General features: G+C 55.7%; 20 protein-coding genes. 6 read left to right on the top strand and 14 right to left on the bottom strand.

All coding sequences use genetic code 11. The features are described 5' to 3' along the window. Positions 1-15: 15 nt before the first annotated feature. A complete protein-coding gene (locus AC13DE_RS11155; protein WP_483047863.1) occupies positions 16-732 on the bottom strand; it encodes a ribonuclease activity regulator RraA in 717 nt (238 codons plus the stop codon). Then, a complete protein-coding gene (locus AC13DE_RS11160) occupies positions 729-1,133 on the bottom strand; it encodes a hypothetical protein (RefSeq protein ID WP_483047864.1) in 405 nt (134 codons plus the stop codon). The genes AC13DE_RS11155 and AC13DE_RS11160 overlap by 4 nt, the downstream gene beginning before the upstream one ends. 442 nt (positions 1,134-1,575) lie before the next feature. Between AC13DE_RS11160 and AC13DE_RS11165 the strand changes: the two genes are divergently transcribed. Then, the gene (locus AC13DE_RS11165; RefSeq protein WP_483047865.1) at positions 1,576-2,322 is read left to right on the top strand and encodes an SDR family NAD(P)-dependent oxidoreductase; all 747 of its coding nucleotides are present in this window, start codon (positions 1,576-1,578) and stop codon (positions 2,320-2,322) included. An 86-nt stretch (positions 2,323-2,408) separates the two neighbouring features. On the opposite strand, the gene AC13DE_RS11170 is transcribed toward AC13DE_RS11165, so the two are convergent. The 9 genes from AC13DE_RS11170 to AC13DE_RS11210 form a co-directional block, all read right to left on the bottom strand. After that, entirely contained in the window at positions 2,409-3,689 is a 1,281-nt protein-coding gene (locus tag AC13DE_RS11170) for a TRAP transporter large permease (protein WP_483047866.1), read from the bottom strand. Positions 3,690-3,699: 10 nt separating this feature from the next. Further along, complete coding sequence (locus AC13DE_RS11175) at positions 3,700-4,266, bottom strand: TRAP transporter small permease (protein WP_446295040.1); 567 nt, start codon at positions 4,264-4,266, stop codon at positions 3,700-3,702. A 70-nt stretch (positions 4,267-4,336) separates the two neighbouring features. After that, positions 4,337-5,317: a sialic acid TRAP transporter substrate-binding protein SiaP gene (locus tag AC13DE_RS11180; protein ID WP_483047867.1), complete on the bottom strand. Its 981-nt coding sequence runs from the start codon at positions 5,315-5,317 to the stop codon at positions 4,337-4,339. 190 nt (positions 5,318-5,507) lie between these two features. Further along, complete coding sequence (locus tag AC13DE_RS11185) at positions 5,508-6,083, bottom strand: class I SAM-dependent methyltransferase (protein ID WP_446295038.1); 576 nt, start codon at positions 6,081-6,083, stop codon at positions 5,508-5,510. After that, the gene (locus AC13DE_RS11190) at positions 6,074-7,240 is read right to left on the bottom strand and encodes a glycosyltransferase (RefSeq protein ID WP_483047868.1); all 1,167 of its coding nucleotides are present in this window, start codon (positions 7,238-7,240) and stop codon (positions 6,074-6,076) included. Before AC13DE_RS11190 ends, AC13DE_RS11185 begins: the two co-directional genes overlap by 10 nt. Then, on the bottom strand, positions 7,237-8,217 hold the full coding sequence (locus AC13DE_RS11195; protein ID WP_483047869.1) for a glycosyltransferase family 2 protein: 981 nt from the start codon (positions 8,215-8,217) through the stop codon (positions 7,237-7,239). Before AC13DE_RS11195 ends, AC13DE_RS11190 begins: the two co-directional genes overlap by 4 nt. Continuing rightward, entirely contained in the window at positions 8,214-9,683 is a 1,470-nt protein-coding gene (locus tag AC13DE_RS11200; RefSeq protein WP_483047870.1) for a glycosyltransferase family 2 protein, read from the bottom strand. The genes AC13DE_RS11195 and AC13DE_RS11200 overlap by 4 nt, the downstream gene beginning before the upstream one ends. A 114-nt stretch (positions 9,684-9,797) precedes the next feature. Continuing rightward, positions 9,798-9,953 carry a hypothetical protein gene (locus tag AC13DE_RS11205; RefSeq protein ID WP_483047871.1) on the bottom strand — a complete coding sequence of 52 codons (156 nt, stop codon included), beginning with the start codon at positions 9,951-9,953 and terminating at the stop codon, positions 9,798-9,800. Positions 9,954-10,025: 72 nt separating this feature from the next. Next, the gene (locus tag AC13DE_RS11210) at positions 10,026-10,595 is read right to left on the bottom strand and encodes a BON domain-containing protein (protein WP_483047872.1); all 570 of its coding nucleotides are present in this window, start codon (positions 10,593-10,595) and stop codon (positions 10,026-10,028) included. A 387-nt stretch (positions 10,596-10,982) separates the two neighbouring features. Between AC13DE_RS11210 and AC13DE_RS11215 the strand changes: the two genes are divergently transcribed. Next, positions 10,983-11,816: a Crp/Fnr family transcriptional regulator gene (locus AC13DE_RS11215; RefSeq protein ID WP_446314120.1), complete on the top strand. Its 834-nt coding sequence runs from the start codon at positions 10,983-10,985 to the stop codon at positions 11,814-11,816. An 86-nt stretch (positions 11,817-11,902) separates the two neighbouring features. Here the strand turns inward: AC13DE_RS11215 and AC13DE_RS11220 are convergent, their stop codons facing one another. Further along, the gene (locus tag AC13DE_RS11220) at positions 11,903-12,973 is read right to left on the bottom strand and encodes a BON domain-containing protein (RefSeq protein WP_483047873.1); all 1,071 of its coding nucleotides are present in this window, start codon (positions 12,971-12,973) and stop codon (positions 11,903-11,905) included. A gap of 275 nt (positions 12,974-13,248) precedes the next feature. Further along, positions 13,249-13,551, bottom strand: a complete 303-nt coding sequence (locus AC13DE_RS11225; RefSeq protein ID WP_483047874.1) for a hypothetical protein — start codon at positions 13,549-13,551, stop codon at positions 13,249-13,251. Positions 13,552-13,861: 310 nt separating this feature from the next. Here AC13DE_RS11225 and AC13DE_RS11230 point away from each other — a divergent pair, with 310 nt between their 5' ends. The 4 genes from AC13DE_RS11230 (at position 13,862) to AC13DE_RS11245 (ending at position 21,468) form a co-directional block, all read left to right on the top strand. After that, the gene (locus AC13DE_RS11230) at positions 13,862-16,213 is read left to right on the top strand and encodes a heavy metal translocating P-type ATPase (protein ID WP_483047875.1); all 2,352 of its coding nucleotides are present in this window, start codon (positions 13,862-13,864) and stop codon (positions 16,211-16,213) included. Between the two features lie 125 nt (positions 16,214-16,338). Then, the gene (locus AC13DE_RS11235) at positions 16,339-16,698 is read left to right on the top strand and encodes a hypothetical protein (RefSeq protein WP_446314124.1); all 360 of its coding nucleotides are present in this window, start codon (positions 16,339-16,341) and stop codon (positions 16,696-16,698) included. A gap of 190 nt (positions 16,699-16,888) precedes the next feature. Next, a complete protein-coding gene (locus AC13DE_RS11240; protein ID WP_483047876.1) occupies positions 16,889-18,310 on the top strand; it encodes an efflux RND transporter periplasmic adaptor subunit in 1,422 nt (473 codons plus the stop codon). A gap of 11 nt (positions 18,311-18,321) precedes the next feature. Then, on the top strand, positions 18,322-21,468 hold the full coding sequence (locus AC13DE_RS11245; protein ID WP_446296460.1) for an efflux RND transporter permease subunit: 3,147 nt from the start codon (positions 18,322-18,324) through the stop codon (positions 21,466-21,468). A 98-nt stretch (positions 21,469-21,566) separates the two neighbouring features. Here the strand turns inward: AC13DE_RS11245 and AC13DE_RS11250 are convergent, their stop codons facing one another. Further along, positions 21,567-22,358 (bottom strand): ZIP family metal transporter, encoded by a 792-nt coding sequence (locus AC13DE_RS11250; protein WP_446314127.1) that lies wholly within the window; start codon positions 22,356-22,358, stop codon positions 21,567-21,569. Positions 22,359-22,516: the final 158 nt, after the last annotated feature.

The following is a 22,516-nucleotide window of genomic DNA, read 5'->3' on the forward strand; positions in this document are numbered from 1 at the left end:
GCCTTTGCGACGGCGTCATCTTTTGTTGTGCTGACGCCACTGTTGGAAATTTGCCTTGGTCTGCGGGTCTGTCGGCGGATAAAGACCAAAGATCGAGGCACCTCGTTGAACCATTTCCAGAACGTAGTCTTCGAAGACGGTCATTTCGGTTGTTTCATTGGCAACTTCTTCGGCAAGATGAAGCGGAATACACACGACCCCTTCGTTGTCGCCGACCATGATGTCACCCGGAAACACTGCAATTCCACCACAGGCAATCGGGTCGTTGATTGCCACGGCGTGATGCTTGGTCAGATTGGTAGGAGCACTGGGGCGTGTGTGATAAGCAGGCATGTCTAGTTCGGATATCTCGGGGGTATCGCGAAAGCCGCCGTCTGTAACTATTCCATTGCAGCCCCGCTGTTGGAGCCGCGTTGCCAGAATGCACCCCGCCGAGGCGGCCGTTGCATCCTGACGCGAGTCAATCACAAAGACTGCACCTTGAGGGCATTCTTCCACGCCCTTCCGTTGGGGATTGTCGCGATCGGCAAATGATTCCAACCGGTCAAGATCCTCGCGGGCGGGAATATAGCGTAGCGTATAGGCGGGCCCCACCATATTTCGCCCCGGATTAATGCGCTGCGGCCCTTGAATGAAAACGTTCCGAAAGCCACGCCGAAACAGGGATGTTGTCAGCGTTGCTGTGCTGACCCGCGCCAGTTTTTCGAGGGTCTCGGGTGTGGGATGGGTCATTTTGCGAACCTCAATTCTTGTATCTGTGTATCGGAGATATTGTCACGGGGCGCGGTTCTGTACGCAAACGGACGCGATATGACGTCGGTTGTGGGAACCAGCTGACCCATCAGCCCCAAGTTTGTGACGCCAAAGTCGAGCAGGTCTGATCGACGTGGCTTGACCGCCTCCGGCTGGGGCCACAGAACGCCGTTCAGGCACAGTTTACGGATTATAGCGCCCCCGGTCTTTGCCCCGGCTTCTGACATGAACGCTTTCTGGTCAAGCAACGTTGGATAACCCACAACGCGAATTTTGCCGCCGCGCTGATCCTTCGCGCGGGCCAATGGTGGCGTGACCGCCGAATCGAACCCTGCCGCGATGGCACGTGCCGTGGAATTGAAATGAGTGTTGAATTTCACTTACGCCCCTTCCCACGGACAACTACCAAAAACACTACACTATGTTTACAAATATTAACAATAGGGTTTTTGTGGCGATTACCTTACATTTCCATGCAGTGGCTCCAGCGCCAGCCATCGCTTTGGCATAAGCATATCATGACCAATATGACTGAAACCGACCCCGGAAATCACTGCCTGCGATCTGGCGCGACCCGGTGGGAAACATTCGTGAGCAAATATTCCAAACCTAGAGATGCCCTGCGAAGATGCCGATCGCAAAGCTTATTTGTAACAATTTGTATTGTTAATCAAAGGGATTTCACATAGGAAATGTGCAGTGACGACACAGATGTGATGGGCCACCGAAAGCGTTGGCAGACCACCCACCAAGACCGGTGTCTGCAAAAGCGGCGGCGTTCGGGGCCCGCCCCCTGTGTCAGGTATTTGCAGGAGAAACGAAATGAATTTAGCAGGAAAAACTGTAATTGTGACTGGCGGCGGGCGGGACATCGGCCGGGCTTGCGTTATGGAGCTGGCAGCCCAAGGAGCCAATGTGGCGATCAACTACTTCGCGAGTTCAAAAGGGGCTGACAGCGCAGTCGATGAAATCAAGGCCGGCGGCGGCGAGGCATTTGCCCAGCAGGGTGACATGACGAAAGAAGCAGACGTAGCGGCCTTGGTCAGCAAGACCGTCGAAACGTTCGGCCAGGTCGATAGCCTGATCCACGTCACGGGCGGTATCCTCAAGCGCGTGCCGCTTGCCGAGATGTCGTTGGACCATTGGCAGGCGGTGATGGACGTCAATTTGACATCCTTCGTGCTGATGGTGCGCGCATGCCTACCACATATGTCCCAAGTAGCGTCGATTGTCGGCTTGGCCTCTCAGGCTGGTCGTGACGGCGGCGGACCCGGCGCTTCTGCCTACGGAGCCGCGAAAGGGGCGTTGATGACGCTGACGCGTGGCCTTGCCAAAGAACTGGGCCCCAATATCCGGGTTAACTCCATCTGTCCGGGGATGATCGACACCGATTTTCATAACATCTTTACGAAACCCGAGGTGCGTACACATGTCGCGAATGTCACCCCTCTTAAGCGAGAAGGGACGTCGCAGGAGGTGGCCAAGCTGGCAGTCTTCCTGGCGTCCGATGATGCGGCTTTCATTACGGGTACCAATGTCGATATCAATGGCGGAACCCTCTTTTCCTGACAACGATTGCCTCGCACCGGTGGATCAACCGCCGATGCGAGGTCCAGGCACCCCAGCTTGCCTTGGCGAAGCGGGCGTAGCCGACTTTATCGGTAGATCAGTGTCGGCAGCCACATCGTTATACCGGGAATGAAGGTAACCAGCAGCAATACCACCACCAGCGGTATCAGAAACGGTGCGGTCCCAACCACGCATTGTTCGAAAGGGATCTTCGCAACGCGTGCCAAGACATAAAGCACCATGCCTACCGGCGGTGTCAGAAGCCCCAGCATCAGATTTAACACCATGATGACGCCAAAGTGCACAGGATCAATGCCCAAGGTCACGGCGATGGGTAGCATGACTGGCACCAATATGGTGATGGCGGCTACTGTCTCCATAAAGCAACCGACCGCCAGCAGGATAAGGTTCATCACGATCAGGATCACCCACGGCTTGTCTGATACTGCCAACAGTCCTGCGGCGAATTGTTCGGGGACGCGGTTGCTGGTTAATATCCAGGCAAAGATCGCCGCCGCCCCTACCACCAACAGCACAACGGCCGTGGTTTCGATAGTGTCAAAGCTAACACGCAAGAACCGCCGGATGGTTAGGGTACGGTACACGACGATTCCGAGAAACAGTGCCCAAGCACAGGCGGCTACCGCGGCCTCGGTCGGGGTAAAAGCCCCTGACAAGATGCCCCCGACGATAATCACCGGAGTAAGCAGTGACAAAAACGCCCGTCTGAAGGTAGAGAACAGGATCGGCCAGTAAAACGCCTGATCGCGTCCGAAACCACGGGTGCGCGCCATGATGGCAATCATGATCATCAGGGCTACGGCCATCAGCAGGCCCGGTATGAACCCAGCGACGAACAGTTGCCCGATACTGGTCCCCGCCACGACCCCGTAGATTACCATCGGCAGAGATGGGGGGATGATCGGCCCGATGGTTGATGAAGCTGCGGTAATGCCAACCGCGAATTTCGGATCATATCCGGCGTCACGCATTGCCTTGATTTCAATCGCGCCAAGTCCACCCGCATCGGCCACAGCTGCACCCGACATGCCCGCAAAGATAACACTTGCACCGACGTTGACATGGCCAAGCCCCCCACGCATCCAACCAACCATTGCCAATGCAAAGTTGAATATACGTTCCGTGATTCCGGCCGTGTTCATCAAGTTGCCCGCTAAAATGAAGAACGGCACTGCCAACAGGGGAAAGCTGTCGACCCCGTTGATCATGCGATGCGCGACCACCATGGTCGGAGGCGACCCGTTGGCAAATATAAAGACTGCCGAAGCACCGGCAAGAGACACAGCGACGGGAACTCCGAAGACCAGCAGCCCAAAGAGCATTACGAAAAGCCAGATGATGTCCAAGAGAGCGCTCCTAGTCCATTGCGCGGATATCATCCGCATGTTTTTCAGGGTCGATCAACTTTGAGGTACCGTCACGCAGGTGGACCCAGGTGTTCCACGCGGAATAAAGCGCCATGCAGACAAACGCTGCAACGACGACCCAGTAAATCGACGCTTTCGGCAGTTCGATCGACACCATCAACTGACGGGTCCGGCCAGCGATTTGCGCACTGAGAATGGCAAGGACAATGAAAAATGCCGTGGTAATCACATCAATGACGAACTGAGCAATTCTTCGACCGGTGCGCGGCACCCAGCGGTAAACAAACTCAACCGCGATATGGCTTTGCTTTCGTGTCGCCATTACCGACCCGATAAACGTAACTCCGATCAGTAGAAAACGCGCAATTTCTTCGGTCCAGGCGACTGAATCGTTCAGAACATATCGCGTGAAAAACTGTAAGAAGACGATCCCCGCCAGTACCCAAAACAGGATCAGCACTATGCCGTCATCCCATTGTTGATCAGACAGATCAATTTCATCGTCCTCAAGTTCCAGCGGCGCTGTAACTTGCGTATCTTTTGCAGGTATTTTCATCGATGACCCTCGGACAGGTGGTCAGGGCGCGCAAACCGCGCCCCGAAACGATGTGCTATGAAACCGAAGCTTATTCGATCGCTTGCAACCGGTCATAGGTCGCCTGATCCCAAGTCGCTGCTTCGCCGTTATGCAGCTTCTTCACCGCTTCGATAAAGGGCGCGCGATCGACTTCGTTGACCTGTACACCTTGGCCCCGGAACCAATCAGCCAGTTCATTTTCCGCTTTGATAATGGCGTCGGTCGCACAGACAGAAGTTTGCTGTGTAACGTCAGTCAGCGCTTTGCGGTCCGCTTCATCCATGGCATCCCAGGCCGGTCCGCCGACGATCGTAAGCAATGCATCGGTAATGTGACCAGTAAGGTTGATATTGGTCTGGACCTCGTAAAACTTTTTGGCCTTGATGGTAGGAAGCGGGTTCTCTTGGGCATCCACTGTGCCCTGCTGCAACGCCAGATAGACTTCGGCAAAAGCAATGGGCGCGGGATTGGCGCCAACAGCCTGCGGGAACATCATATAGAGAGGTGCGTTTGGCACCCTGATTTTCATGCCCTTCATGTCTTCGGGCTTGAGAACTGGTTTGTTCGATGTGACGTGCCGTGCACCGTAATAGGTCATCGCCGTGATATGGTTGGCGGTGGCATCGGTGTAACCTTGCGACAATTCGCTGAACAGATCGGAGTTGCGGTACTTGTTCCAATGATCATAGTCGCGGAACATGAACGGTGCCCCGCCAATGGCTATTGGACCGTATGACCGACCCGCGAACAATTGTCCGGTATAGATGATGTCCACCGTTCCAAAGCCAAGACCTTCGTTGATGTCCACCTCCTTGCCCAACGACGATGCCGGGAAAACTTCGATGCCATATCGGCCATCGGTGGAGCTCATCAGCAGGTCATTCGCCGCTACGGCACAGGTATGATAGGGTTCGCTTGTCTCATAGACATGCGCCCATTTAAGCTTGGTTTCGGCGGTGGCCATGGCGGGCAAAAGGCCAAGCACCGCGAAGGTCGAAGCAGCTAGCGCAGTTGTACTGTTGAATTTCATAACGTTCCTCCCTGGGTGACGCGGATTTGACAACAAGACTCCCGCGTTCAAATGCCAGCTTTTAACGTTACGTCGAGTAAAGCAAGTACCAATGTCAATATTTGCGCTTTTTTGTAATTATTTGTAAAAAACCACGGTGCTACCCTCGACCATACTGTGTCGCGATGTCGGCCTAGCTGGAAAACGCAGCTTAATTATAAAGGCTTTGATCGGCGCGTACGTGATGATCAATCTGATAACCCGAGGCGTGCTTCGTGGTCTTGAAAGTAAAATCTGCCGCAAGAGCCTGCTTGAAAATTTCAAACGCGTTTCCGCCATTCACAACCTGCGGATCTTCGGGAAAATATGTAAAACTGATGATCTCGGCACCGGACCAGGATTGCGAAATTTGTTTGGCCAGCTCGCGAATTTCGTCGGCATCAAGAAAATAGAGAATATCTGACAGTATGATCAAGTCATGATCTCCGTCAGGTAGGGGGCACGGAAATTCGCGCCGGATTTTCCCGCGACCGGATACCGACTGCCGAGCAGCCAATAGTGCCTTTGCGGCACCGTTTATATCGACATAGTTATCACAACGCTGGCGAAGGCGCCCGGCCAGCGCACCGTTTCCACATCCTAGCTCGACCGCTGAGCGATACGTTTCTTTGGATAATGCAGAATAAATGGCGTTGCATATCTCGTGTCCCAATGGGTCGGTTTGCAATAACCACGGGTCTGTACATTTCCAATATTTGCGCTCGAGCTCTGGTAGTCTTACTTGCATTGGAACTCCTTGAAGTAGCGTTTGCCCTCACCGTCGTGGCGAAGCCTGTTTGGTTTCACATAGTTTTCTGCAAACTTAGGGCCACGAAATTCTGAGAATAATGTGGTATTCCGATGCGCCGGGCCTGTGGTCGGGTTATGCGATGCCGCACAACTCAGCATACTTTCAAGTCGTTGCTGCCAACGCGCAGAGACATAGCCAAGCCGAAAGCACGGTTGGCACTGGACGCTAGGAAATTCGGTTTGCCACTGGCGGATACGTTCTGAAAGTTGGTCCAGGTCGGTGGAATCGATGAGCTGATCATCACCGCTTACAACTTCGTCGTTGGCACCCAAACCGCGCTGCACCAGAACCGGCGTTCCGACCGCATTTGCTTCCGCAATCACCAGCCCAAAGGTTTCGGCAAAGCTGTCTTGTGGGTAAAACAGGCAAAGCGCCCGTCGCATTCTGGCAATCAGGCGGTCATGCGCGAGAGAACCTCTGAGCCAGACCCCTTCGGGGATCTTGCCGGTATCCCATGACAGATAGCCAGGGTCCGCTACCTCGAGCGTGAGCCTGGGAAAACGTTCGCGCAGGGCCGCAAATTGCCGAAACACCTGACGCAGCCCTTTGTGCGGTGAACTGCAAAAGAACAAACGGTCCGGATTGCGCGGGGTATCGTCAGGGACAAGATCATTCGCGATAGGGTTATGAATATACGAGATTTCGGGTTGTGGCCCCGACCCGAAAAAATCCGAAAGCTGTCGCGCTTGGCTATCTGATACGCAGATCACGTCGATATTGGCCTTGGCCAGTGCCGCCCCCATCTGTCGATTGTGACGGCCCGGATGTACATGCAGCCACACCGCGATCGGGGCCTGCGGGTGAAACCTCCGCAGGCGACACGCAACCTTCCACGAATTTATGACAAGAAACGCCTGACATGACTGATCCTCGAAAGCCTTGTCTAGCGGATGCATCGCACACCCTCCGGACCCGTTGCTTGTGGGTGCATTCCGTTGGAAGAGGCTGAAGCGAAATTTGCCCTGAAGCGCGTGAACGATTTTTAGAACGGTGGCCTCTGTGCCCCCCAAAGGGCGCGTCGCGAGCACGCCCAAACCATAAGGAGCGGGGCAACAGGTATCGACGATCCCGATCCTTGGCGCCTGTATACTCATTCGGCCGCCTCCTTCGTGTTAATCACAGGTTGCTTCCAGCTGGTCGCAATGACGTCCCGGACCGTTTTGGCGGTTCGTTTCGACATTGGAATGTCTCTGGCTACCAACGCAGCCGGATTGCTGGCGAATTCGATCTCAAGATCCGGGAGATCGACGGGTACAGGTGCGATCTTGCCTGTGCTGCGCCATTCAGCAACTTTGGCCCAGACCATGTCACGGTCCGCCCGTCGTTGCGCGCTATCGTAATCGGATGCAGCCGACTGGGTCAGGCTGTCCGAGGTTTCGATTTTTGTCAGCAACAATTCAGGGATCACCCAGACAATTGCCCCGTTGAGGATAATGCGATTGCGAAATTCCCGATCTTCTTCAATACAATTTTCAAAACCCCCAAAACGCGCAAAAACGTCTTGCCGGAACAGGCCGGAATTCACATGGGTCCAGTCGCCCGGCACCTCCGCACCCATCTGAAGATTGGGAAAGACGTCATCAATGAGCGACAGGTTCCGCCGAATGTCGACCTGCCGGCCATCAGGTAGAATAAGGGAGTGATGTGTCAACACGGCATCAACATCAATACGTGTGCCGCTCTGCTTGCCGCTGGGTGCCCAGTTCAGGCATTCGTTAGCCATGACGTCTTGGCGTGTCAGCACACGTAATTGACGCAAGACCTTGTCGCGATGCACGATATCGTCCGAGTCGTGGAAGGTGACGGCCGGTCCGCCGGTCAGCAGCAGGCCTGCATTTTTGGCAGACGCAGTGCCAAGATTCTTCTTTAGCTGAATGTAGCTGAAATCAGGTCTCGAAAAATACGGCTGAAGCACGTGTTCCGTCGCGTCGTTGGATCCGTCGTCAACCACTGTGACCAAGCGGTTCCAGTATGACTGGTTCAGCGCCGCTTGCACGGCCCGTTCAATAAGATGGGCGCGGTTGAATGTGGGAATAATGATGTCGACGCGCAGGTCCTTTTCGCTGCTCATGCGCTGATCTCCTTTGCGTCTGGGGTGTGAAAGGCAACACTGCGGTAGCGTGTGAGTTGTTCTGTAACCCACCATGCGGCCGGAAGAGGCAGAGTCAGAGCGCCCACGCCCAATTGAATGGTGAGCGACAACTCACGCACGTTCCAAAGAGCTGAAAGGGCAAGGGCAAATAAAACCATATGGTCTAGTGGCACGTGAGAATGGCAATTATGTGACGACGCAAATTTGCGCGTCACTATGAATTTCTGTGTGCCGGAAAAGCACGCATCGGCGGTGGCGCGTGCCGCAGCGGGTGCCAGGGCGAGACGACTGGTGATGGCAGCGACACCGAGGGCAAGGCTTTCGGTTTCCTTGATGCTGCGGGTCATCAGGCGGCTTATGATGTCTCCGAGAGCAAGCAGTATGGAAACTGCCGCAACGGTCATCAGCACAGTGAAGGCCGGATTGAACAGCGCCGTCGCTAGCAACGCTGCGGCAGGAACAAGACCAAAATTCAGCCATGCGCCAAGCTGCGCGATGATCGCAACGACTTGTCGGGTGCGCAATGCGCCGCTGTGCCAAAGTAGATTTGGCAGATACAGCACCAGCGTACGCAGATTGCCACTGGTCCACCGATAGCGCTGCTTCAGCAAATCAGTTAGCGTCAGGGGCAATAGGCCATTTCCCACCACTTTGGGTATATATCGCCCGGTGAACCCACCCTTGCACAGACGGACCCCCAGTTCCGCATCTTCGGTAGTGGTGCGTCCGGACCACCCACCCACGCAAAGCAAGGCCGCTTTCGAGATGACGCAAAGCGTACCGGTCAGCAAGACGGCTTCGGCATCGTCTGCCATGCGAGCTTCGGAACGGAAATATTCTTCAAGCTCAATATCTACCCCTTGGGCGATACTGTCTGTGCGGCGATACGCCTGGGGGAATTGGACGTAATCCGCTCCGGTCCGCCTCAACGCCCGTTCGGCATCGGCAAGAAAATTGGGCTGCACCACGTAATCCGCGTCAATGGTGACGATATGCGTTGCATCGGGTCTTGTGTGATCCAGGGCTATGTTGAGCGCTCCGGCTTTCGCACCGATAACGCCCTCGCGATGAAGAAAGCGGAACCGATCCCCGAGCAGACTGCATTCACACTCTACCGGAGACCAGAGCGCAGGGTTGGTCGTATTATTGTCGATGACAATAATTTCGACCCTGTCACTGGGAAATTCCTGCCTGAACAGCGCGTGCAACGTCGCATTCACCAATATAGGCGGTTCGTTGTGAATGGCTACATGAACCGAGAATACGGGACAGACATCCCTCCCCTGGGTCTTTGGGCTCGATCCCGCTGAAACCCTGGCCCCCAGCCTGACAAGGATTAGCACGGTCTGCATGGTCAGTACCGCAACCGTCACGACCAAAATCACCTTGGGCAGGATGACGGCGAGCCCAAAGATGGCCCAGAACATTAACGTAGATTTAGCCATTGCACCTCCTCCTTTCGCAGGTCCTATTCCAATGACCGCGCAGGATCATCAGGCACGCTATTCGCGTTTTCATAAATTCATGGAACCAGCCCTGAAGGCTGAGCACAGTTAACGTCAGCGCCGCGCTAAAGGCCGGTTGTCGAAACCAGCCATTTGACAGAAGGCCCACGGCACCAAAGGTTCGTTCTTTCTGGTGCGGTCGCTTTCGACCGACAAATCGCAAGCGTCAGCAAATAGAGCACGCATCGCGTACCCGGAAAATTCGATCATCTATGTGTCCTGAGAATAACTGGGCTCACTGCCCGTGCAGCAAAAAGCGGCACGGACAGTGATGTAGTGACTCTAAACGAGTGGAGCCTGTGAAGGTTCCGTGGTCTTACGCACCCTGAGGTTATTCTGAACGTGACTTACCCCAGAGACCGCGTCACAGCAGTCTTCGGCATGTCGTTTTGCCTGGCGTGAATCTACGGTCCCGGTCAAGGTTACCTCGCTATCCGCAACAGAAACCTCGATATCCGAAGCATCCACATGACGGTCATCTGAAAGCCGCTGGTTTACGTCTTCGGTAATACGCTCGTCTGATCTTCTGTAATTGCGCGGCCCCTTGCCACGGTGATCCTGCTCGCGCCGCCGTTCCGCGTCTTCGTCGCCGAACCACGATTGCACTTCATCGGCGGCCTTATCGAAAAAACCCCGTTCATTGCTCTGTCGGGATCCGAAATTTTCGCCATATCCCTGATTGGGACCGTAATAGTCGGGGCCGTATCTGTTGAAAGACGGCGCGTGCCATGACTCGTTCAACGTGGGATCGTTGACAGCACCCCCCCTGGTTGCAGATCCAAGCTGGCTGTTGCGTGAACGATTCTCAAATTGCTGCTCTGGGTCACGGTAGCGCGAAGGTGGGCGGTTCATAGTTGATTCCTTTGCTCATTATTCAATTGACTGCGAGACCTCCATGATGAGCCATGAACGGCATACCCTGCCTTAAAATGCTTTAAAGGTTCGAAGGTTATCGGCAGAAAAAGCGAAATCGTCACCGACCGGGGGCGTTATGCAGACACGGCAGCGGGCCGGGCGGCAGGCCAAATACAACGTCGCGGCGTTCCGCTTGCCGTCCGTTAAACTGGATCAGGTGGAGGTCAGCACCATCGGCCCGGCGGGGGTTTTCGACAGAAAGTGCAGGCTGGCCCGCTAAGGTGATTCCATCGGAAACATCGTGCGGAAAGGGTGTTTTAGGAAGGAACCTATCAAGTACAGAAGCCGTTGATTAGTAAACGTATGGTAGAATGGTAGGTAACAATGTCTTCTCTTTTCGCAGGAAACAATATCGACACGCCATTATCCGTCGCAGCTGCGGTTCGTTCGACTTTGCTCAGGTGCAGCCTGCCTCCCGTCGCCTTTGACCGTGGAGTTGATATCCAGCACGAAGGCGATAGGGCAGATTTTCTGTATCTTGTTAAGTCTGGTTTCCTTTATTCCTACGGCGTTCTGCCGGATGGTCAGCGCCAGATCATCTTTCTTTACAAGGAAGGTGACATGGTTGGTTTCACCGATCTAGGCAGCGCCCGCACACTGGGGTCCCTACGCAGCCTCAGCGACTGCGTACTACAACCGATTCCGATGAGCGCATTTTTATCTCCTTCCTTTCTGACCCCTGCAATCGCGACATACTTCCTGCACAAAGCTGCTGAGATGCAGTCGGTTCTGGTCAGGTCACTCGTGGCAATGGGGCGAATGACGGCGCGTGAGCGAGTGATATGTCTGTTGCTGATGTTGAATGACCGGTTCGGGAGCACGACCGACAAAGACGAGGTCCAGATACCCCTTACCCAATCGGAGCTTGGGGATTTGATCGGATTGACCAACGTGTCGATCAGCAAGAACCTTAGCCAGCTTTCCGCCGAAGGTCTGATTGAACGCAAGGGTAACCGGATTGTCCTGCGCAGGCGCGTGGATATGCAACGAATGATCGGTTATGAGCCAATTCACTTCCCGCCCGATGTCCTTACACACGGCGCTCGCAGAAACCATAATGCGGTCAATCGCATCCGGTCGCGCCGCATTAAGATGCCATCGAGCTCTGCGCGCGTAGCTCAAGACCGTATCGACCAGCTTAAGGGTTGGGACGGATAAACGATCTCCTCTGTTGTGCGGCGGCACGTTTTGTCAGGCCAAGTACCGGCAAATTCGGATTTGCCGGTACTTGTGATTATTCTACTTTATGATTTGTTCTTAGATTTCGACGTTTCCTGGCTGCTATTCTCGCTATTCGACTTTTTTACCCGCAGGTTGTTCTGGACATGCTCAACCCCGGAAACAGAATCGCAACAGTCTTCAGCGCGTCGCTTGGCTTGTTTTGAATCTACCTCACCGGAAAGTGTAACCTCGCGACCCGATACCGACACGTCGATGTTTGACGCGTCAAGTTGATGATCGTCTGACAAGCGGTCACATACGTCTTCGCTGATGCGTTCGTCAGAGCGTTGATAATTTTTAGGGCCGCGTCCGGAATGCGATTGCCCCGATTGCTGATAATTATCGCCGCCGGAACCGGAATTACCGCGCATCCATGAAGATCTGCCTTCGGTCGAACCGCCGCGGGAGCCCTCATAATCGCCGCCGTCACCCCAGTGAGAGCCGTACTGGCTACGGCCTTGATCCCTGCTGCCCTGATATCCGCGTTGAGAGTTCCCACCGCCTTGATACCCGCTACCTTGATAGCCACCGCCTTGATAGCCGCCACCTTGGTATCCACCGCTCTGGTAGCCGCCACCCTGGTATCCGCCACCCTGGTATCCACCGCTCTGGTAGCCACCGCTCTGGTAGCCACCGCCTTGATAGCCGCCACCCTGGTATCCACCGCCTTGGTATTCGCCACCTTGGTATCCACCACTCTGGTAGCCGCCACCTTGAGAACCTCCGCTTTGGTATCCGCTGCGGCCTTGACCGGATCCATATGCATCTTGACCATAGCCGCTTTGGCCGTAGCCCTGTTGCCGAGATTGGTCTCCACCTCTGCTCATTCCACCACGCTGGTCACTGTCATAGGAATCGCCCATATAGCTGTCCTGATACTGTTGGTTTTGACCCCGGCCGGAACGATTGTTTTGCCAATCCTGGCCGCCGCCTTGCTGTCTTTCCCAGCTGTTGCGATTTCCTTGCTGGTATCCTTCCGAACGGTCTTCCCCCCAATCGGAATCATGACGGCGCGATCCGTCGTTGCCAGCGTTTCTTCCTTGTCCACGGTCGTCACTGTAGGAACGTTCGCGTTGATAATTTTGATTGGCCATCTCGGTATTCCTCCATTGTTTGTTGCCCCAGAAGAAACACTGTGTTTCCTTTGGTCAGATCAACTTTCGCAGTTTTGATGACCGTTTCATTAAAGCTGTTTAAAGCACCTCTCCTCCCCATCCTCTCTTAACGCTGATGAGCGTTTTTTAGCGTATCGGGGCGGTGAAGACTGGGTACGTTCTGCCGCGCAGTGATCAGAAACCGTGGCATATCCTTGCCTGATACAATCCAAGCACCTGGTCCGCCTTGATCATACCTTCCAGGATCAAGGCATTCATTTGGTAGGGAGCGCGCCGGAAACCGTTCCGGTGAAGACGGGTGCATAGCGGAAAAACCAAACATCACCCACCTTGACAAAGGCGGTGCGTTTTCCTCGTTTCTCCTGAGCCAGTACGGGAGCGGGGAAACCATCCGGGGCAATGGCGGCACATTGGTGAGCACCATAGTGAAAACGTTCGCGCCGGTCTGTGGTACCCACCAGCGCCCTGCCAACAAACGCTGATTGCGACGCGCGGCCCACGAAGCTTTCAAATCTCGAATGTCTTCCGTACACCACGTTCAATAGTTTTGCTGACATGGCTCCCCCGAATTCGATCACACCACTGCGAGTCTTCAAATCCCTTCGGCTTTGGTCCAAAGCCTAAGCGGGAAAGACAGCTGCGAATAAAAGACACCTTGATACCCAAGTCACATGATTCCCGCAGGATCAGCATAGCATGAATATTCGTTAACAGCCTTAATCTGGGTTAAGGGCGTATATTCACGTCTGTGCGCGGGTAAAATCGGACGCCTGCAGTCGCGATCAGATTTCTGCAAAAAAGCACTTGAACCTCTAGTTGCTGAAGCTCCTATCTATGATGGGACATTCCCTAGCCGAGGTTTTTCCAATGCCCAATGACAGCCTGCACTCGCATGATCACGCCCATCCGGAGGATGAATCGCCAACCGGTGCCTGTTGTGGTCAGGCGACGCGCAGCACGCTGAACGCGGCGGTGCCTCCGCCGTCCGCCGGGCGCAGTTTTAGGGTCAACGGACTTGATTGCGCCGAAGAGGTGGCAATTTTGAACAAGGTCGTTGGGCCCAACGTCGGTGGCTCTCAATCTCTGGCCTTCGATGTATTGAATGGCAGGATGACAATTCTGGCGGGTGCTGAGTCGTTGAGCGATGATCAGATTATTCAGATTGTCAGCACTACCGGCATGAGCGCGAAAGTGTGGGATGCGGAAAATGCACAAGCCGATCAGGCAGCGCATTTCGCGCAGCAGCGGTTCTACACTGCGCTTAGCGGCGGTTTCTGGGCGGCGGGGTTTCTGTATCACCTGGTTGAAACCGGCACTGCGGGCGCGTTGCGACTGTTTTCAGGGCACGGCGAAACGCCTATGCCGCTGGTCGAAATGGGGCTTTTCATGCTCGCGGTGGTGTTCGGCGCGTGGCTTATCGCACCCAAAGCCTGGTCAGCGGCTCGCAGGGTGTCGCCAGATATGAATCTTTTGATGATCGTGGCTGTTACCGGGGCGATTATACTAGGCGAATTTTTCGAGGCAGCGACGGTTGCTTTCTTTTTTGCGCTGTCCCTGGCCCTTGAATCCTGGAGCGTGGGACGCGCGCGCAATGCGGTGTCGGCGTTGCTTGATCTTGCCCCTTCGACCGCGCGGGTTATCCGGCCTGATGGGACCGAAACAGATATCCCTGCGGCAGAGGTCTCTGTCGGGGATCGGTTTATCGTGCGCGGTGGTGACCGTATCGCACTTGATGGCGAAGTGGTCGCCGGGCATGGCGACGTGGATCAGGCACCGATCACTGGCGAAAGCGCGTTGGTCGCAAAGGAAGCAGGTGACGATGTTTACGCGGGTACGATCAACGGGGTCGGTACGTTGACCATCAGGGCGACCAAGCCGGCAAGCGACACCGTGCTTTCCAAGATTATCCGAATGGTGGGTGATGCACATTCACAACGTGCCGAGGTTGAACAGTGGGTCACTAGGTTTGCCCGGGTCTATACCCCAATCGTGATGGCGCTTGCACTTTTGATCGCAGTGGTTCCTCCGTTACTGTTCGCGGGGGCGTGGAGCTATTGGTTCTATAACGCGCTGGTGCTCTTGGTAATCGCCTGCCCCTGTGCGCTGGTTATCTCGACGCCGGTCTCCATCGTCGCGTCGCTGGCGTCTTCTGCACGTAATGGTGTGCTGATCAAAGGGGGGGCGTATGTGGAAGCGCCCTCGCGTCTGATGGCCCTGGCCATGGATAAAACCGGTACCATCACCATGGGCGAACCCGAAGTCGCGGCCCTGCACCCGATGGACGGCATTGCCAAGCAAGAGCTGTTGAGCACTGCCATAGCTCTTGAGGCACGATCATCGCACCCGCTGGCACGCGCGATCTTGGCACGCGGGGAACAGGACGATATCCGTCAAGCAGTGGCAAGTGATACGCGTACCGTTCCAGGCCGCGGCGTCGAGGGTTGGATGCAAGACAAACCGGTTTGGCTTGGGTCTGATCGGTTTGCGACGGAAAAGGGATTTGGGGAGGCCATACCCCGTGACCTGCTGGAGCAGATTGAAACCGCCGGCAGCACAATGGTCGTTGTTGGGTCAGGTGACCGTCTATTGGGTGTGATCGAACTGCGTGATCGGATCCGCGCCGACGCTAGGGACGTGGTGGCACGCCTTCATGCGCAGGGTGTGCAAAAGATTGTCATGCTCACGGGCGATAACGCACGCACCGCCCGCGCCGTAGCGTCAGAGGTCGGAATAGACGAGGTGCGTGCGGAATTGCTTCCCGAGGACAAGGTAACCGCGATCGAGGAACTGGTCGCGCGGTACGATGTCGTTGCGATGATCGGCGACGGCGTAAATGATGCTCCGGCAATGGCAAGGGCGCACTTTGCCATCGCCATGGGAGCCATGGGATCGGACGCTGCAATTGAAACCGCGGATATTGCCTTGATGACCGACGACATAGGCAAGGTTCCGTGGTTAATCGGTCACTCTCGGCGCACGATGACCATCATACGTCAGAATATCGCGTTTGCGCTGGCGACAAAGGCGCTGTTCGTCGGGCTGACCGCCTTTGGTCTGGCGACAATGTGGGGCGCTATCGCCGCTGATGTGGGGGTGTCTTTGCTGGTTGTCGCCAATGCTCTGAGGCTGTTGCGGGCACGCGATGACCATCCAAACGTGAGCGGAGGTGAAGAAATTACCACCTCCATGGCCAAAGGTGCCTTGGCCCATGGTCATTAGACCCGGCCCGGCCTTGTTGCATGCGGCGCACCCCCTATGGGTTTTTCTGCACGCTCAGCATAAGTTGAAATGTTCTTTCGATCAAACCTATGGGCTATGACGGAAATGTGGTGTAAGCGATCAGCATGAAGCAGTTGTCAGTCATTCATTTTGCAAAAATCGGTTTGACCGTGCTCTTTGCGCTGGTTCTGAATGTGAGTCTTGCCAAAGCTGACGTACACACCGGCGTCGTCGGCGACGCAGATATTGGAAAAATTGCTTCTGCCGCCGATTCTGCGACCCCTGATCATACCGACCGACAGCAAGACGAAGGTGGCGGCGACAGTACTTCACACCATTTCGGTGACTGCCACGTTCACTTGATCGTCGCTAAGAAAATCAGGATGGATGGCATCGCATCGCCCAAAGCGCATGCCTGGTCACAATCCGACGACCAGATGATGCTCTCTCTATTACAAGGGCTTTACCGGCCTCCAAGAAGCTAGGCTCTCTCGGAAACGAACGGTGCTGACTTTCGCCCAAAGTGCGATCACTGGCCACCGACAGGCGATATTTGAACCAGATAGCGCTGTCTAAGTGTCCATGGTCGCGACTAGTCGTTTTCCCAAAATCAGAGACCTTTCAGCGTCAGCTTAAGTGCTGCGCCTTCTATCTGTCTTGGAGTAAAGACCAGAAATGTATAACAAAATGACATCCAATGCCGCGCTGGTGACAAGTGCCCTTTTTTTCACGGCAAGCCACGCGATTGCGGCACCAGCAGAGCCTCACAACAAGTTGGAAAAAACTGTCGTGGCTGCGGTTGGCAAGGAGATATCAAACCTATCCGAAACGGACGGCCATGATCATGAGGCTCCGGAGGAGAGCGAGACCGACGCCGCCAAAACCTCTGCTGAAACGGGCGACAGCCATGCAAACGAAGCGCCCGGTGCTCACACTGAAGAAGCGTCTGACGCCCACGCCGGAGAGGCACCCGACGCCCACGCCGGTGAGGCACCCGGTGCACATGCTGGGGAAGAAAGTGAGGGCGACCTGGTCAAGCTCACCTCTGAAATGGTGATCGAGTCCGGCATCGTCGTAGAACAGGCAAAGGTTGCTACACTGGGTGAATCCCTGAGCTTGCCCGCCGAAATTCGGTTCGACACAAGCCGTGTGGCCAACGTGTCGCCGCGGGTGAGCGGTATCGTGGACCGGCTCTTTGTAGCCGAGGGCGACAGTGTCGCATACGGAGATACGCTTGCCTTGATCACCAGTCGCGAACTGGCTTCGTTGAAGGCGCGGTGGCTGACGGCAGAGGCCAGAAAATCATTGGCGCAACAGGCATTGACCAGGGCCGAAAGCTTGTGGTCGCAAAAGATTGCGTCAGAAGCAAATGTTCAGACCGCGCGCGCGGAATTCGAAACAGCCAAGGCCGAAAGCGATGCCGCCGAGACCGAACTGCACGCTGTGGGCATAGACCATTCTTCGCTTGCCGAGATTAACAAAGCCGCCGATGGCAACAACGCTGACGCCGTTCTAAGGGCACCGCTGGCGGGCATGGTTGTAAGGCGCGCGGTGACATTGGGTGAGACCGTAACCGCCGGTGACGCCAATGCCAAAATTCTGTTTTCTATCGTGGACGACAGCGTCGTTTGGGCCGATATCATCGTCTACAAACAGGATATCAGCCGCGTGCGGGTCGGCGCTCCTGTGGCTCTCAAATCGGATGCCGGCGATATAATTGCCCAATCAGAAGTGGCATTTGTTCTGCCGGTGATTGACGAAGTATCGCGCACCGCTACGGCAAGGGTTGTTGTAGACAATTCCGAAGGTACCTTGACACCGGGACAGTTCGTGATCGCTGACCTCAGTGTTGGTACTTCTACGAGAGTGCTGCGCGTTCCGCAGTCCGCGGTTCAGCTGGTCGAGGACAAATCGGCAGTTTTTGTCCCTGTCGATGGTGGGTTTGCACCGCGCCCTGTCATGGTGGGAACTACCGCAGGTGGCTATGTGGAAATCAAGGCCGGGCTTGAAGAGGGCGACCAGTTCGTCGCGGATGGTGCGTTCACTTTGAAAGCGCAGCTTGAAAAAGACGCCTTTGGCGATGGCCACGGACACTAGGAAAACTGAACATGACTGATTTTATGCACCGAATTGCCGGTGGCTGGCTGCTTGCCGCCATTGCGGCGTTTGCCATGACGATCGGCGGGCTTTTTGCCTTCCGCGCCCTGCCCGTTGATGCTTTTCCCGACGTGACACCATCGCTGGTCCAAGTCTTCACGGAAACCGAAGGGCTCGCCCCCGAAGAGGTGGAAAGATATGTGACCTATCCGATTGAAACCGCGATGTCTGGGCTGCCAAAGCTCAAGAACATGCGGTCGGTTTCGAACTTCGGACTATCGGTTGTAAACATCTATTTCGAAGACGGTACGGATGTCTACTTTGCCCGTCAGGTTGTGGGCGAACGGCTGGCGGAAGCCCGCGGCAATATTCCTGACGGGTTCGGTGATCCCCAAATGGGGCCAATTTCGACCGGGCTGGGGATCATCCTGTACTTCCGCCTGGAAGATAAGACCGGTTCGCGTGACCTGGTAGAGCTGCGCGAAATACAGGATTGGATCATCAAATATCAGCTACAGACAGTGCCCGGCGTTACCGAGGTCCTGTCTTTGGGAGGGTATGAGAAGCAGTATCAGGTCACGCTCAATCCGGATGCACTGCTCGCCTATGATATCCAGATTGCCGATGTGATCGCAGCGTTGAAACGGGGCAACAAGACCGAAGGGGCGCAGTTCCTCGAAATCGGGTCCGAGCAATATACCGTGCGCGGCGTTGGTCTGGCCAAGTCAATCCAGGACCTTTCAGAGATAGTTGTAAGTGTTGAAGATGGTCGCACCGTGCGCGTGCGGGATCTGGGGACCATATCCGTCGGGGGCGGCGTGCGGCAGGGCCTTGCAACCGCAAACGGTGAGGGTGAAGTCGTGGCCGGGCTGGTTCTGAAGCTTTACGGCACGAATACCTCTGACGTGATCGCGCGGGTGCAGGAACGCTTTGAGCAAATCAACTCGGGTTTGCCAGAAGGCGTTGAAGCGGTTCCCTACTATGATCAGGGCACGTTGGTAAACAAGGCGTCGGCAACGGTCACAACGGCCTTGTGGCAGGGGGCGCTGCTGGTGGCGTTGGTGGTGTTCGTTTTTCTTGGCGGTTGGCGGCCCAGTCTGGTGGTTGTTCTGTCGATCCCGTTTTCCGTAGGGTTCGCCTTTATTTCCATGCGTATTCTGGGCATCAGCGCCAATCTGATGTCTCTGGGGGGCGTGGCCATCGCCATCGGCATGATGGTCGACGGCGCGATTGTCATCGCCGAAAACGTTGACCGCGGCTTTCAAGAGCAAAGCAAACCCGAAGACCCGCGGACGCTGGTCGCCCGATCCACCGCCGAGGTGATAGCCCCCTTGGTTGCTGCGGTTGCGGTTGTCATCGTCGTGTTTCTACCCCTGTTTTCGTTGCAGGGGGTCGAGGGCAAGACCTTCCGACCCTTGGCAGCAGCGGCGGCGCTTGCCATGACAGGGTCGCTGTTCTACGCGGCATTGATCGCGCCTTCGATGGCGTTCTCATTGATGCGCAAATCAGCGAAGAAAGGTTCGGGTCAGCCGGATAAACCCGGGCGTATCGCCGCAATGGTCAGTTATGCCGCAAGCTTTTTCGTGCGGAACCGTTTTCTGGCGATCGTTCTATGTGGTGTGCTGTTGGCTGCGGGGGGATTTGCGGGGTCGCGTCTGGGATCTGAGTTCACGCCCTCGCTTGAGGAAGGCGATATCTTGATGCGCTTGACGATGGCTCCGTCAATATCGTTGACCGAGGCGGCCCAGACGACAACTCGGGTTGAAAAACGGCTGCTGAAGAATTTTCCCGAAATCAAATCCATCGTCACCCGTGTGGGACGGGGGGAAGTCGGTGCCCATGCCGACCCCACCAACAGCGCGGAGGCGTTCATTGAATTGAACCCGGCAGATGAATGGCGTGACGGAATGTCTGCCGAAGATCTAAGGACGGCAATTTCCGAGGATCTGGAGACCTATCCCGGCGTCGTCGTCAACATAGGTCAACCCATTGCCATGTCGGTCGATGAATTGCTGACCGGTACCCGGGCAGAGCTCGCGGTCAAGATCTTTGGTCCGGACTCAGAGATTCTGCTGGAAAAATCGCAAGTTCTGCAATCTTTGTTGCAACAGGTCGAGGGTTCGGCCGAGGTGCAGGCGGATCAGATTACCGGAGCGCCGCAACTTGTGGTGACCATGGATAGGTCGGCCCTTGGGCGTTACGGGTTAAATGTCGAAGATGCGTTGGACGGGTTGCGTGCAGCTGTAGGCGGTGCCGAGTCGGGATCGTTATTCGAAGGTGTGCGTCAATTTCCGATTGTCGTCCGGTTTGACAAGGACAGCCGAGACACCCCCGAAGCGATCCGTCGCATTGTGCTTGAATCACCTGCCGGGGCGCAGGTGCCATTGGATACGGTGGCGAATATCGACACTGTTATCGGACCTCGGCAGATCACCCGGGAAGATGGCGAACGGTTTATCACGGTTCAGTCCAATGTTCGGGGGCGTGATATCGGATCATTCGTCGTCGAGGCACAAAAACTGACGGATGAGAAACTGGAGCTGCCTCCGGGCTATCGCTTGGTCTGGGGGGGACAATTCGAGTTGCAACAACAGGCAAACGCCCGCTTTGCTGTGGTCATTCCGATCACTTTGGGCATCGTGCTGCTGATCCTGTTGATTACCTTTGGTCGGCTTAAATCGGCAGTGTTGATCCTGCTTAACATCCCGTTGGCATTGACCGGCGGAGCCTTGGCCTTGTGGCTGACCGGTTTACCGGTGTCGGTCCCGGCAACCGTAGGCTTTATCGCTCTGTTCGGTATCGCCTTGGGAAATGGTATGGTCTTGGTCAGCTTCATGGATGATTTCGCCCGGGCGGGCCATAATTTGGATCGCTTGGCGATTGATGCCGCTGGCCTGCGGGCGCGTCCCGTGCTGATGACCGCCATGACAACCGCCCTGGGGCTGGCTCCGTTGCTGTTCGCGTCAGGGGTGGGTGCCGAAGTACAGCGGCCACTGGCGACGGTGGTGACAGGGGGGTTGGTGTCATCCACCGTCCTTACCCTACTGGTGATGCCCGCTTTGCATCGCTGGTTTGCTCCTAGACCCGGCGGCCATCATTCCTTGGTCGAGGCTGCGCACGAACATGATGTAGCCTCTACTCCGGTTGCACAGATCTAGGAGAGCGTGGCACCTCCTTGGGGGGGGCATGAAATTTACCTACGGTGGCGTGTCAGAGAGACAGACCGCCGTAGGTAACCGCCATATCGGCCCGACGATCATCCCAACCAAACGTCCAGAAACAACATAACTACGAGGCCGATTGCCAATCCGGTGGTTGCTTGTTTTTGGTGACCGCTGCGGTGGGTTTCAGGAATGATCTCGTGGCTGATGACATACAGCATGGCCCCCGCTGCAAACGCCAAACCCCAAGGCAAAACAGGCTGCGCCACGACAATCAGCGCCGCACCGAGAAAACCGGTGATTGGTTCGACCAACCCTGTCAGCGCGGCAATTCCAAACGCCCGTCCCGCCGAATATCGTTCGCCCAACAAGGCAACGGCGACGGCCAGACCTTCGGGGGCGTTCTGCAACCCGATCCCCAAAGCGACAGGAAAACCGCCAGTAAACCCGTCTGCACCGAACGCCACACCGACGGCCAGGCCTTCGGGCGCATTGTGGATGGTAATAGCGATGATGAACAGCCAAACCCGCCTTAACGAAACCGCCTCTGGGCCTTCGCGACCGCTGCTGAAATGTTCATGCGGTATCACTTCGTTGACCACAGCGACGGTCCCCATACCCAAAAGGATCGCAACGCAGACAATCAATGCAGGTATCGCCCCATCGCCATATCGCACTTCGGCAGCATCGAGTGCCGGGATGATAAGCGAGAAAAACGACGCGGCAAGCATTACGCCAGCCGCAAAGCCCAGCGAGGTATCGCGCCACTTGCGCGAAGGTGTGCGACCAAACAGCACCGGTGCAGCCCCGACCGCAGTCATCAGCCCGGCTGCAAGGCTTCCCAGAAACCCAAGTGCAACTGGTGATAAGGTAGCGAAATGATCCATCTTAACGCGTGGTCCGCGATCTGGCGCGGTGTGCAGTCATGTGGTCGGCCCCGCTTTGCACAACCGGCCCTACATTTACCTGTAAATTGTCCACTGCCTGTATATATCCGTAATTTCTGACGACGTGTTCTTGGTTCAAGCTAAAGCGAACAGGGGTT

It is taken from the genome of Sulfitobacter sp. L-8 (assembly GCF_056859255.1).